11 protein-coding genes are annotated in these 12,716 nt (G+C 59.2%); 9 read left to right on the top strand and 2 right to left on the bottom strand.

Annotated features, from left to right (window positions below; all coding sequences use genetic code 11):
* The first annotated feature begins 6 nt into the window (after positions 1–6).
* Together PFAS1_RS25030 and yghX are read left to right on the top strand one after the other, a co-directional pair.
* Positions 7–408 (top strand): heme-binding protein, encoded by a 402-nt coding sequence (locus tag PFAS1_RS25030; protein ID WP_074877152.1) that lies wholly within the window; start codon positions 7–9, stop codon positions 406–408.
* A 422-nt stretch (positions 409–830) separates the two neighbouring features.
* A complete protein-coding gene (gene yghX, locus PFAS1_RS25025) occupies positions 831–1,718 on the top strand; it encodes a YghX family hydrolase (protein WP_076030937.1) in 888 nt (295 codons plus the stop codon).
* Between the two features lie 64 nt (positions 1,719–1,782).
* Here yghX and PFAS1_RS25020 read toward each other — a convergent pair whose 3' ends face one another.
* Entirely contained in the window at positions 1,783–2,100 is a 318-nt protein-coding gene (locus tag PFAS1_RS25020) for a carboxymuconolactone decarboxylase family protein (protein ID WP_008157167.1), read from the bottom strand.
* A 212-nt stretch (positions 2,101–2,312) separates the two neighbouring features.
* Here PFAS1_RS25020 and PFAS1_RS25015 point away from each other — a divergent pair, with 212 nt between their 5' ends.
* The 6 genes from PFAS1_RS25015 (at position 2,313) to PFAS1_RS24990 (ending at position 8,938) form a co-directional block, all read left to right on the top strand.
* Positions 2,313–3,686, top strand: coding sequence for a glutamine synthetase family protein (locus PFAS1_RS25015; RefSeq protein WP_076030936.1), 1,374 nt, complete (start codon positions 2,313–2,315; stop codon positions 3,684–3,686).
* A gap of 10 nt (positions 3,687–3,696) precedes the next feature.
* Positions 3,697–5,088, top strand: a complete 1,392-nt coding sequence (locus PFAS1_RS25010) for an aldehyde dehydrogenase family protein (protein WP_076030935.1) — start codon at positions 3,697–3,699, stop codon at positions 5,086–5,088.
* A gap of 3 nt (positions 5,089–5,091) precedes the next feature.
* Complete coding sequence (locus PFAS1_RS25005) at positions 5,092–6,252, top strand: iron-containing alcohol dehydrogenase (RefSeq protein ID WP_076030934.1); 1,161 nt, start codon at positions 5,092–5,094, stop codon at positions 6,250–6,252.
* Between the two features lie 155 nt (positions 6,253–6,407).
* On the top strand, positions 6,408–7,973 hold the full coding sequence (locus tag PFAS1_RS25000) for an amino acid permease (protein WP_076030933.1): 1,566 nt from the start codon (positions 6,408–6,410) through the stop codon (positions 7,971–7,973).
* Positions 7,974–8,159: 186 nt separating this feature from the next.
* Positions 8,160–8,615, top strand: a complete 456-nt coding sequence (locus PFAS1_RS24995) for a VOC family protein (RefSeq protein ID WP_076030932.1) — start codon at positions 8,160–8,162, stop codon at positions 8,613–8,615.
* 161 nt (positions 8,616–8,776) lie between these two features.
* Positions 8,777–8,938, top strand: coding sequence for a DUF2986 domain-containing protein (locus PFAS1_RS24990; protein ID WP_074877181.1), 162 nt, complete (start codon positions 8,777–8,779; stop codon positions 8,936–8,938).
* Between the two features lie 57 nt (positions 8,939–8,995).
* Here PFAS1_RS24990 and PFAS1_RS24985 read toward each other — a convergent pair whose 3' ends face one another.
* Positions 8,996–10,897, bottom strand: a complete 1,902-nt coding sequence (locus PFAS1_RS24985; protein ID WP_074877183.1) for a potassium transporter Kup — start codon at positions 10,895–10,897, stop codon at positions 8,996–8,998.
* 310 nt (positions 10,898–11,207) lie between these two features.
* On the opposite strand from PFAS1_RS24985, the gene PFAS1_RS24980 reads away from it, so the two are divergent.
* Positions 11,208–12,647 (top strand): M15 family metallopeptidase, encoded by a 1,440-nt coding sequence (locus PFAS1_RS24980; RefSeq protein ID WP_076030931.1) that lies wholly within the window; start codon positions 11,208–11,210, stop codon positions 12,645–12,647.
* The last annotated feature ends 69 nt before the right edge of the window (positions 12,648–12,716 follow it).

The raw sequence follows: 12,716 nt of genomic DNA, 5'->3' as shown, positions 1-12,716 counted from the left end.
GTCCCCATGAAAAGCAAAGCCGTACTGAGCCAGACCGAAGTCAGCCAAATCCTCGCGGCTGCACGCACCGAAGCACAGAAAAACCAATGGGCCGTGACCATCGTGATTGTCGATGACGGCGGCCATCCCCTGGCCCTCGAACGCCTCGACGGCTGCGCTCCGATTGGCGCCTACATCGCCACCGAAAAGGCCCGCACTTCGGCCCTCGGCCGGCGCGAATCCAAAGGTTATGAAGAGATGGTCAATGGCGGGCGCTACGCCTTTTTGTCCGCTCCATTGCTGACGTCCCTTGAGGGCGGGGTGCCGATCATTGTCGACGGTCAGGTGATCGGTGCGGTTGGCGTGTCCGGGGTCAAAGCCGAGCAGGATGCGCAAGTGGCCAAGGCCGGTGCGCAATGCTTGAAATGAACTGAGCATCACAACTCAACCGGCTATTTGTTTCATATTGTTTGATTGCACCCATTTGCCGGAAGCTTCTTTCGTCTGCCCACCCCAAAAGCAAGCGCCCCAAACCATCTCAGGCGTTTGCTTGAGTCACACGCCCCCCGGATACCGGTCAGTTAAGAAACAACACAATCCGTAGCAGCTGGCGAAGCCTGCGTTCGGCTGCGAAGCAGTCGCAAATTCAGAACACATGGTGTGCCAGGCAGACCGTGGATGTCGGATTTACGACTGCTCCGCAGCCGAACGCAGGCTTCGCCAGCTGCTACAAGAATGAGTTGTTGCGCAGATTACTTAACTGACCGGCATTAGGCGCCGACCTCTTTTTTTGGTGAGCGGCTACGCTCGATAGGTATCGCTCACCCACCTGCCCAAGAGGAAGCGCACAGATGGCCCGTCTCACTGCCAAAGACTTTGCTCCGGAACTGCTCGAACTGTACGACTACTACGCCCACGGCAAAATCAACCGGCGTGAGTTTCTGGATCGGGCGGCGTTGTTCACCTTGGGTGGTTTGACCGCCAGCGCGCTGCTCGCCGCCCTGAGTCCGAATTATGCGCTCGCCGAGCAGGTTGAATTTACCGACCCGGACATCGTTGCCGAGTACATCACCTATCCATCCCCCAAGGGCAACGGCCAGGTCCGTGGCTATCTGGTGCGCCCGGCGAAAGCCACCGGCAAGGTGCCGGCGGTGGTGGTCGTGCATGAAAATCGCGGGCTCAACCCGTATATCGAAGACGTCGCGCGGCGTGTGGCCAAGGCAGGCTTCATCGCCCTAGCCCCGGATGGCCTGACCTCGGTGGGCGGTTATCCCGGCAACGATGACAAAGGCCGGGAGTTGCAGGCGACCGTCGACCCGGAAAAGCTCATGAACGACTTTTTCGCCGCCATCGAGTGGTTGATGAAGCATGACGCGAGCAGCGGAAAAGTCGGTATCACCGGGTTCTGCTACGGCGGTGGTGTCGCCAATGCGGCGGCCGTGGCTTATCCGGAACTGGGGGCTGCCGTGTCCTTTTATGGTCGCCAGCCCGAAGCCAAGGATGTCGCCCGAATCAAGGCGCCAGTGATGCTGCACTACGGTGAACTGGATACGCGCATCAACGAAGGCTGGCCCGCCTATGAAAAGGCGCTGAAAGCCGCGGGCAAGGCCTATGAAGCGTACATCTACCCCGGCGCTAATCACGGTTTTCATAACGACTCCACGCCTCGATACGATGAGGCCGCAGCCAAGCTGGCGTGGGACCGGACGCTGGGGTGGTTTCGGCGGTACCTGGCTTGATAGTGAGGTTGCTCGTCTGTTGCCAAATAGAGTTGGCGGTGCACCAAACAGTCGAGCAGGATCATCACGTCTCAATCACATCATCCGCCCAACTGATGGCCGCAACGACGGTAGGAAAACCGATCGTGCTGGTCAGTGAGATCAGCGTGTGACGGATCTGCTCTGGCGTGGCCCCCGCCTCCAGTGCCCGTCGGGTATGGCTGTGTACCGCGCCCTCAGAGCGAATGGCCGCCGCGGCACCGAGCTGGATCAGCTGGACAACGATCTCTTCCAGGGGGCCGGTATGACGCACCGCCGTACCCAAGGCCTCCACGGCGGCCAGGTAATCCGGGTACTGCTGTTCGAGACGCTGGTAGGTGTTGTGCGCTTTCTTCTTTGTCATGTTTGTTTCCTCGCGTTGGAGGGCGATCAGTTCTCGCCTGTGCGCCCGAGTCATCAGGCTGCGATTTGCGAAACTTGCACACTGCAACAGTAGGCTACGCTTACAGCAGCTCATTGCACACGATGCTCGCGTCTGCAGGTTTTGGTTGGTTCTGGAGAGCGTCTGCAACAGCTATTTCAGACAGGTCCAAACCATTCACGCAGGACTACGTGATGACCGAGCCCCTCCTCAGTTTTGATCAACTCAAGCGTGCCGCCGCGTCTGGCGAGATCGATACCGTTCTGGTCTGCATGGTCGACATGCAAGGCCGGCTGGTCGGCAAACGATTCCAGGTCGAGTTTTTCATCGACAGCGGCCATGAAGAAACCCATTGCTGCAATTACCTGCTGGCCGACGACATCGACATGGAGCCGGTGCCGGGTTACGCCGCGGCCAGCTGGAGCAAAGGCTATGGCGACTTTGTGCTCAAACCCGACATGGCCACGTTGCGGCGGGTGCCCTGGCTCGAGTGCACGGCGCTGGTGCTCTGCGATGTGCTCGATCATCACCATCGGCGCGACCTGCCGCACAGCCCGCGGGCGATTCTGAAAAAGCAGGTTGAGCGACTGCGCGAGCGCGGCTACACCGGCATGTTCGCCTCGGAGCTGGAGTTCTATCTGTTCGACGAGAGCTACGAGGCGATCCACGAGCGCAACTACCACAAGCCGAAAACAGCCGGTCACTACATCGAGGACTACAACATCCTGCAGACCACCCGCGAAGAGCCAGTGCTGCGGGCGATTCGCAAACATCTGCAGGCCAGCGGCATTCCCGTGGAAAACTCCAAGGGTGAATGGGGGCCGGGCCAGGAAGAGATCAACATCCGTTACGCCGATGCGCTGACCATGGCAGACCACCACGTCATCATCAAGCACGCCTGCAAAGAGATCGCGCAATTGCAGGGCAAGGCGATCACGTTCATGGCCAAGTGGCGCTATGACGCTGCCGGTTCCAGCAGCCACATCCACAATTCGCTGTGGGACAAGAACGGTAAAAAGCCGCTGTTCTTCGACACCAAGGCCGAGTTCGGCATGTCGAATTTGATGCGCTCCTGGGTGGCCGGGCAGCTCAAGTACGCCAACGACATCACCTGCTTTCTCGCGCCTTATATCAATTCGTACAAGCGCTTCCAGGCTGGCACCTTTGCCCCGACCCGGGCCGTGTGGAGTCGGGACAATCGCACCGCGGGCTTTCGTTTGTGCGCAGAAGGCAGCAAATCCATCCGCATCGAATGTCGCATTGGTGGCGCCGACCTCAACCCTTACCTGGCCTTCGCCGCGTTGATCGCTGCGGGGCTGGCCGGTATTGACGAAAAACTCAGCCTTGCGCCGCCCTTCGAAGGCGATGCCTACGTCGACGAACACTTGCCTGAAGTATCGAAGACCCTGCGCGAAGCCTGCGCCGCACTTCAGGGCTCGACCATGTTGCGCGAAGCGTTCGGCGATGAAGTGATCGACCACTACGTGCACACCGCCGAATGGGAACAGAAAGAGTACGACCGGCGGATCACCGACTGGGAATTGCAGCGCGGGTTTGAACGTTACTGAGACCGCCATCATGACTTCAACGATTCAACTCATCTCACCGGTCGATGGCCGGGTCTATGCCGAACGCCGCTGCGCCGATGCAGCGCAAATCGACCAGGCGCTGGCGGCGGCCGAAGCCGCCCAGGCGCAATGGAAACGCCGGCCACTGAGCGAACGCGCGGCTTTTTGCAACGCCGCGGTGGACGCGATGTTGGCCATGAAGGCTGACATCGTGCCGGAACTGGCCTGGCAGATGGGCCGTCCGGTGCGCTTTGGTGCTGGCGAACTGCGCGGTTTCGAAGAGCGTGCCCGGCATATGATCGCCATTGCGCCTGAAGCGTTGGCAGCGATTGAACCCACGCCTATTGCCGGTTTTCGACGCCATATCAAACGCGAACCGTTGGGTACGGTGCTGGTCGTCGCCCCCTGGAATTACCCCTATCTGACGGCGGTGAATACGATTATCCCGGCGCTGATGGCCGGCAACAGCGTGATCCTCAAACACGCGTCGCAAACGCTGCTGGTGGGTGAACGGTTCGCCGAGGCCTTTCGCCGCGCCCATCTGCCCGAAGGGTTGTTCCAGAACCTGCTGCTGAGTCATCTCTATACCGGAGCGATCATTGCCTCTGGACGCGTGCAGCAAGTCAACTTCACCGGCTCGGTCGAGGGCGGTAAATCCATGGAACATGCTGCCGTCGGGGGGTTCCTCGGCGTGGGCCTGGAACTCGGCGGCAAAGACCCGGCCTACGTACGGGCAGACGCCAACCTCGAACACGCAGTGGAAAACTTGGTGGATGGCAGCTATTTCAACTCCGGGCAAAGCTGCTGCGCAGTTGAACGCATCTATGTCGATGAAAAAATATACCCGGCGTTTGTCGAACGCTTCGTCGCGCTGACTCGCCAATACGTGCTGGGCAACCCCCTCGACGAAGCCACCACCCTTGGCCCGCTGGTGAATCCGGGCGCGGCTGATTTCGTCCGCGGGCAGATCGCCGATGCGCTGTCAAAAGGCGCAACGGCCCTGATCGACACAAAGACCTTTCCCGCCGACGCACCGGGCAGCGCCTACCTCGCGCCGCAAGTGTTAGTCGACGTCACCCATCAAATGTCGGTGATGCGCGAGGAGAGCTTTGGTCCCGTGGTCGGCATCATGCCGGTGGCCAGCGACGATGAAGCCATTGCCTTGATGAACGACAGTGAATTCGGGCTCAGTGCTTCCATCTGGACGCAAGACCTTGGCGCCGCCGAACGCCTGGGCAACGAGATCGACACCGGCACCGTGTTCATGAACCGCTGCGATTACCTGGACCCGGCCCTGGCCTGGACCGGAGTGAAGAACAGCGGGCGCGGCGTCACGCTGTCGCGCTTGGGTTATGAACATCTGACCCGCGCGAAATCCTTCCATTTGCGCCATGAGATCTAAGCCATGAGCCTGACCGCGAACTGGAATTACCCCACAAGCATCCGCTTCGGTGTCGGCCGCATCGCCGAACTTGCCGAGATCTGCCGCAGCCAAGGGATCCAGCGACCGTTGCTGGTCACCGACAGTGGCCTGGCGCGTGCCCCGATCACCCTCTCGGCAGTGGACGCCTTGCGCGCCGCCGGCCTGGGCGTCGCGCTGTTTTGCGACCTTAAACCCAATCCGGTCGAAGCCAACCTGGCGGGCGGACTCGACGCCTGGCGCGCCGGCAAACACGATGGCGTGGTCGCCTTCGGCGGCGGCAGCGGCCTGGACATGGGCAAACTCATTGCCTTCATGAGCGGCCAGACCCGACCCGTGTGGGATTTCGAAGACATCGGCGACTACTGGACCCGCGCCGACGAAGGCAGCATCGCCCCGATCATCGCGGTGCCGACCACGGCGGGTACCGGCTCCGAGGTGGGCCGTGCCGCGGTGATCATCGATGAGCGTACGCACACCAAACGCATCATCTTCCACCCGAAGATGATGCCGCGTGTGGTCATCAGCGACCCGGCCCTGACCGTCGGCATGCCGGCCAAGGTCACCGCGGGTACCGGCATGGATGCGTTTGCGCATTGCCTGGAATCGTACTGCGCCCCCGGCTTCCATCCCATGGCCGAAGGGATTGCGGTGGAAGGCATGCGCCTGGTCGCCAACGCCTTGGTGCGAGCCGTACACACACCCTCGGACCTGGAGGCGCGAGCGGAAATGCTCGCAGCTGCTGCGATGGGTGCTACCGCTTTCCAGAAAGGCCTGGGCGGGATGCACGCCCTCTCACATCCGGTGGGCGCCCTGTACGACACCCATCACGGCATGACCAACGCCACCTTCATGCCTTATGTCCTGAAATTCAATCGCCCGGCCATCGAGGAACGCATCACCCGCCTGGCGGCTTATTTGCGTCTGCCCTCGCCCGGCTTCGACAGTTTTCTGGCCTTCGTCCTCAAGTTGCGCAAGGACATCGGTGTGCCCCATACGCTGATTGAGCTGGGAGTGGATGACCGGCAGGCCGACCTGATCGCGGACATGGCAATTGTCGACCCCTGCGCCAGTGGCAACCCGCTGCCCCTGACCCGAAATGGCGCGGCAGAAATTTTCGAAGCGGCATACCACGGCCGTTTGTAGGAGCAGTTGTCCGTCCATGGCCAAAGTGCGAACGCGCAGCATGGACGGGGTTTATCCGTTAGAAAAAGGAGCAGTACGACAAGGGGTTGAAGGCCAGCCCATCCGGCACCGAAAACCTGGGTGGATGCGTATCAAAACCTGAAGGGGCACACAACATGAAGCCAACAAGCCAGCCTGGCACGAGCGCGCCGCAAGACGATGACGTCAAGCTGCTGCACAGCATGGGTTATGCCCAGGAGCTCTCGCGACGCATGGGCGTTTTCTCCAACTTTGCCATTTCCTTTTCGATCATCTGCATCCTCTCGGGTGGTATCAACTCACTCGCTCAGGGGACCTCAGGTGCAGGCGGTGCGTCAATCGGCATCGGTTGGCCGATCGGTTGCCTGATCTCCGGATTTTTCGCCATGGCCATGGCGCAGATTTCCTCGGCCTACCCCACCGCTGGCGGCCTCTATCACTGGGGTTCGATTCTCGGTAACCGCTTCACCGGCTGGCTGACCGCATGGTTCAACTTACTCGGGTTGATTACCGTGCTCGGTGCAATCAACGTCGGCACCTATTACTTCTTTTTCGGTGCCTTCGGACCCGCCCTGGGAATGGAAGACACCACCACGACCCGGGTGATTTTCCTGGCGATCCTGACCGGCATCCAGGCCTTGTGTAATCACCTGGGTATCGGCCTGACGGCGAAGCTCACCGATTTCTCGGGCTATCTGATCTTCGCCACGGCGCTCGCGCTGACTGTCGTCTGCCTGATCTCGGCGCCCAGCTATGAGTTCGCCCGGTTATGGACCTTCAGCAACTATTCCGGCGAGGCTGGCGGCAGCGTTTGGCCACAGGTGTCGAACGGCTGGGTTTTCATGCTCGGCCTGCTCTTGCCGATCTATACCATCACTGGCTATGACGCCTCCGCGCATACCTCGGAAGAGACCCGAAATGCCGCCATGTCGGTGCCCCGCGGCATGGTCATGTCGGTGGTCTGGTCGTTGCTGTTCGGCTGGGTCATGCTCAGTTCGTTCGTGCTGATGCTGCCGAGCATGGACGAGGCGGCGAAGCAAGGCTGGAGCGTGTTCTTCTGGGCCATGGACACCCAGGTCAATCCGACGGTAAAAGTGGCGCTGTACGTGGCGATTTTCATCTCGCAATTCCTTTGCGGGTTGGCGACCGTGACCTCGGTCTCGCGCATGATCTTCGCGTTCTCCCGGGACGGCGGCCTGCCCTTCTCCAAAGCGCTGTCCTCGGTCTCGCCGACCCTTCGCAGCCCGGTGGCAGCAATCTGGACCGGTGCCACGCTTGCGGTGTTGTTTGTCTGGGGATCGTCAGTGATATCCATCGGTGAAACGCCGGTCTATACCATCGTGGTGTCTTGCACAGTGATCTTCCTGTTCTTCTCTTTCATCATTCCCATCGTGCTGGGCCTGTTTACCTACGGGACTTCGAAATGGCCGACCATGGGGCCGTGGAACATGGGACGCTTCTGGTACACAGTGTTCGCCCTCCTCTCGATCCTCTCGATGGTGATTATTTTCGTCATCGGTATCCAGCCACCAAACGATTGGGCGCTGTACATCACCCTCGGTTTTCTGGTGCTGACGGCGATTGTCTGGTTCGGGTTTGAAACGCGACGCTTCCAGGGGCCGCCGATAGGCGACATGATCATCAAGCGTCAGGCTGAAATCGCGGCGGCGGAAGCGGCGTTGAATAGACAGGCTGGAAGCTGATTGCTAGTTACGCGTGACGTTGACTCTGTGGCGAGGGCGCTTGCTCTCGCCAGGCTGCGATTTTTTAAAGGATCATTGCAACGCAAGAGAGGGCGTTAATGGCATGCTCACCTCAGTCTGTGACTGGGCAATCCCAGGATCAGTACCCATGGATCAACAGGGCGCAGGGCCGGCAGGAGGCATGCAATGGAATTGAAGTTCAGTCACGTCGATATATTGGTCAAGAATCTGGAGGAAGCCTGTGCTTACTACGCACAGATACTGAAAGCCAGAATCTCCAAAACGCTCGTCTGGGAGCGAGGTGGTCTGCATGTGCGCTACGCGATTGCGCTGATCGGCCAAGAGCGTTTCATGTTGGTTCAGCCGTTGGCGGGGAACCTGAAGGAACTGTTGGACGCCTCGGGCGAGGGGATGATTTATCGCCACTGCTACTCGACACCGGACATCGAGAAGGCCTATGACGAATTGATGGTCGCCGGCGTTCAGCCAGAAGATGAAAACGGAGCGCCGTTGGCCCGCGAGAACCTGCTATCCCCGTCCGGGACACGCATCATCTGGTTGCCCAAGCGCTTCGGGCACTTCTCTATAGAGATCCTGGAAGACAAGGCGTTGGAGGCATTTGTCGAGGCTGCGTTTGCCTGAGAGACACAAGCTCGAACGTACGTAGCCCCATCGGGCCAGCGGATATTCGCTGGCCGATGTCATCTTAGTCATGGAAGACGCAGTGAAGCCCTGTTTCACGCCCTAGGCTTCGTGCACCAACCTCTGCCATCATTGAAGAGTTTACAAACCGAGCAGAAAACATGAATCGTCGTAAAAAAATACAGCAGTTGTTAAAGGCTCACGCAAAAAAGGCCAGTGCCAAATTGGCACCGGCCAGTAAGTCTAAATACATTAGTAAAGCTGACCGGTTGAAACTGGCTGCTGAGCCTGGCCCGGACTCGATCATTTCCCCTGACAGCTGATCTATTCAACAGCGCGGGTCGCCGTCCAGATGCTGGAGTCAACAGCCTCGTTTATCGCTACATCTCGACCTGTGTGCCCAGCTCTATCACCCTGTTGAGCGGCAATTTGAAGTACTTCAGATTGCTGTTGGCATTCTTGAGTAAAAAGGCAAACAGGCTCTCTCGCCAACGAGCCATACCCATGCGCTTGGTCGCAATGACTGTTTCTCGGCTGAGGAAATAGGTCGTGCGCATCGGACTGAAATCCAGATCGGCCAAGTGACAGAGACTCAAGGCCAGGGGAACATCCGGCTCCTCGATAAACCCGAAGTGCAGACTGACCCGGAAGAAGCCTTCACCATAGGCTTCGACCTCAAACCTTCTGTCAGCACTGACGCGAGGGCTGTCTTCAGACACTACCGTGAGCAACACGACTTGTTCATGCAAAACCTGGTTATGCAACAGGTTGTGCAGCAGCGCATGAGGAACGGCATCGGCCCTGGCCGTCAGAAACACCGCCGTGCCTTGTACGCGATGAGGAGGCTGCGTACGGATGCTGCTGATGAAGAGCGGCAGAGGCAGCGCGGTTTCATCCAGCCGCTCAACCACAATTTTCCTGCCCCGCTTCCAGGTCGTCATCAAAATGAACAGACCGATGCCGGCAATCACCGGGAACGCACCGCCCTGAAAAATCTTCGGCGCGTTGGCGGCGAAATACAGACCGTCTACCAGCAAAAATCCGAGCAGCATCGGGATGGCCAACCAGCGCGGGGTTTTCCACAAGAGCAGCACGACAGCCGAAGACAAGAGGGTTGTGATCAGCATGGTCCCCGTCACAGCGACACCATACGCTGCGGCCAAAGCACTGGACGACTCGAAACCGATCACCAACAACACGACACCGACCATCAACGCCCAGTTAACCGTGCCGATGTAGATCTGCCCCTGCTCCTGGCTGGAGGTGTGCTGGATAAACATGCGAGGGACGTAACCCAGCTGGATGGCCTGGCGAGTCAGGGAGAAAGCACCGGAAATCACGGCTTGAGACGCGATGATGGTAGCCAGTGTGGAGAGCGCGACCATCGGCAACAGTGCCCACTCAGGCGCCAGCAAATAGAACGGATTGCGCACAGCCTCCGGGTTTCCCAGGATCAAGGCGCCTTGGCCAAAGTAGTTGAGCACCAAACCGGGCAACACGAGAATGAACCAGGCACGAGAAATCGGTTTTCGACCAAAGTGCCCCATGTCCGCATACAGCGCTTCAGCACCGGTCAATGACAACACGACGGCACCCAGGATGGCCACGCCGATCCCCGGATGCGCGATGAAAAAATGAGCGCCCCAGTATGGGTTGAGCGCTTGCAAGACTTCCGGGCGCTGCAAAATGCCATGGATCCCCAAAGCACCTAACACTACAAACCACAGCACCATCACTGGCCCGAACAGGATCCCGATGCGAGCCGTGCCGTGTTTCTGGATCAAGAACAGCGCCACCAGCACGATCACTGACAAGGGCACAACCCAGTGTTCTATTCCGTCAAACGCCAGTTGAAGTCCTTCAACCGCAGAGAGCACTGAAATAGCCGGGGTGATCATGCTGTCCCCGTAAAAAAGCGCCGCACCGAACAGGCCCAGCAGAACCAGTACCTTGCTCAAGTGCGGATAAGGTGTTGCCGCGCGGCGGGCTAAAGCCGTCAACGCCATAATCCCGCCTTCGCCCTGGTTGTTGGCGCGAAGGATGAACAGCACGTATTTGATCGAGACCACCCAGATCAGCGACCAGAAAATCAACGACAGAATGCCTAGCACGCCGTCGTGATTTACCTGAACGCCGTAGTGACCGGAAAATACTTCTTTCAACGTGTAGAGGGGGCTGGTGCCAATGTCCCCGTAAACCACCCCGACAGCGGCGACGAGCAAGCCTGCACCTGACGTTTTGGCTTGAGAATTTTCATGTGCAACGGACGTTGTTTCGCTCACGGTAGACTCTCTGAATGAAGGGGGAGAAAGTGCATGCCATCCTTGAGCGAGACGGCTCCCCGAGGCCGTTTGAGACAGGCGGCCGTAAAGAGGCATTGATTCAAACGGTTATTGATGACCTTGGTTGACACCTCGCTTAGCCAAGAGGTGAAGTGCTATACGTAACGAAGACGTTAAAAAACGCGGCCAGTATCGTGTGGGACGAAAATGACCACCGTAAAGAAAGCGTAAAAAATCATATGAGAGGCGAGCCTTGGACATTCGATCGTCCAAAACCCTGTTTGGCAGATCAAACCACCCTCGTTGCGCAATGGATCAGCCAAACAGGCTCACGCGGACCTGGCGGCGATGGATCCTGTGCCTGAGCATTGTCGTGCCCGGCATCGCCGGTGCAGAGACACGACCCGAGAACATGGTGTATCTGCGCACGATTGAGCCGGGCATCGAGCAAGACATTCGCTATGCCAGCGCTCACAACTTCACCGGGCACCCACTCGACGGTTACGCCGCGCCACAGTGCCTGTTATCGCTGGACGCCGCCAAGGCCCTCGCTCGGGTACAAACGGCCCTGCGGGCGCAGGGCTACGGTTTGAAGGTGTTTGACTGTTATCGACCGAGCCGTGCCGTTGCCGATATGGGGCGCTTTGCGTCGGAGCTGGGTGACCCGCGCAAGGCCGAGTTCTATCCGCGCGTGGACAAGCAGGATTTCTGGCGCCTGGGCTACGTGGCCCGGGTGTCGAACCACTCCAAAGGCTCAACCGTGGACCTGACACTGACCGGCCCGGATGCCCTGCCCGCCGATACCTGGACCCCTTCAGCCGGACAAGTCGATTGCACCGCCCCTTATGGCCAGCGTTGGCGCGACGGCGCGCTCGACATGGGCACGGGGTTCGATTGCTTCGATGAGCGCGCACATACCGACAACCCGACGATCAGCGCTGCCGCCAGGGACAATCGCCAGAAGCTCAGCAGGGCCATGGAGAAAGAAGGATTTATCGGGTATTCCAAGGAATGGTGGCACTTCACCTACAGCGGTGACGGTTCGCCGAAGAATGTCATGGACTTCCCCATCACGCCGCTGGGTGCACGCGATGTTCTCGACACCGCCAATCAGCTGATTGTGGTCACCACAAAAAACTGGACTGACATTCAGGGCACTGCCCAGCGCTATGAGCGACAAGACAACGGCTTTCGAAAATACGAAGGGGCGTTTCCGGTGGTGGTCGGCAAGAGCGGTCTGGCGTGGGGCAAGGGCCTGAGCAGCGTTGAGCAACGCGTAGGTCCGGTCAAACGTGAAGGTGACGGCAAAGCACCTGCCGGGGTGTTCAAACTGGGAACCGCGTTTGGCTACGACAGCACGGCCGACACCAGACTGCCTTACCTGGCACTCACCCCGACCATCGAATGCGTGGATGACAGCCACTCCACGCGCTATAACGAGCTGGTCGACGGAGCGGCTGTTTCGAAAGACTGGGACAGCTCCGAACAGATGCGTCGCGATGACGACACCTATCGAAAAGGCATTTTCATCGAGCACAATACGCCAGCGTCCCCCACCTCGGGCTCGTGCATTTTCTTCCACATCTGGCGCGGCCCCACCTCGCCGACGCTGGGCTGCACCGCCATGGACCCAGCGGATGTTTCTCGCTTGTTCGATTGGCTGGATCCTCGCCAGTCCCCTCTGCTGGTTCAAATGCCCGAAGCAGACTATGAGCAAGTCCGCGAGAGCTGGAACCTTCCCGAACGTTGATGGCGGGTAGACGGTGGCTGGAGGTTCTGGCCATCGCCGAAGACCAGCCAGTTCAAATTCGTATACCCT

Source organism: Pseudomonas frederiksbergensis, assembly GCF_001952935.1.
In the GTDB taxonomy this organism is placed as follows: domain Bacteria; phylum Pseudomonadota; class Gammaproteobacteria; order Pseudomonadales; family Pseudomonadaceae; genus Aquipseudomonas; species Aquipseudomonas frederiksbergensis.
The sequence above is the reverse complement of the archived record's forward strand: the minus strand, read 5'-3'. Positions and strand labels throughout refer to the sequence as shown.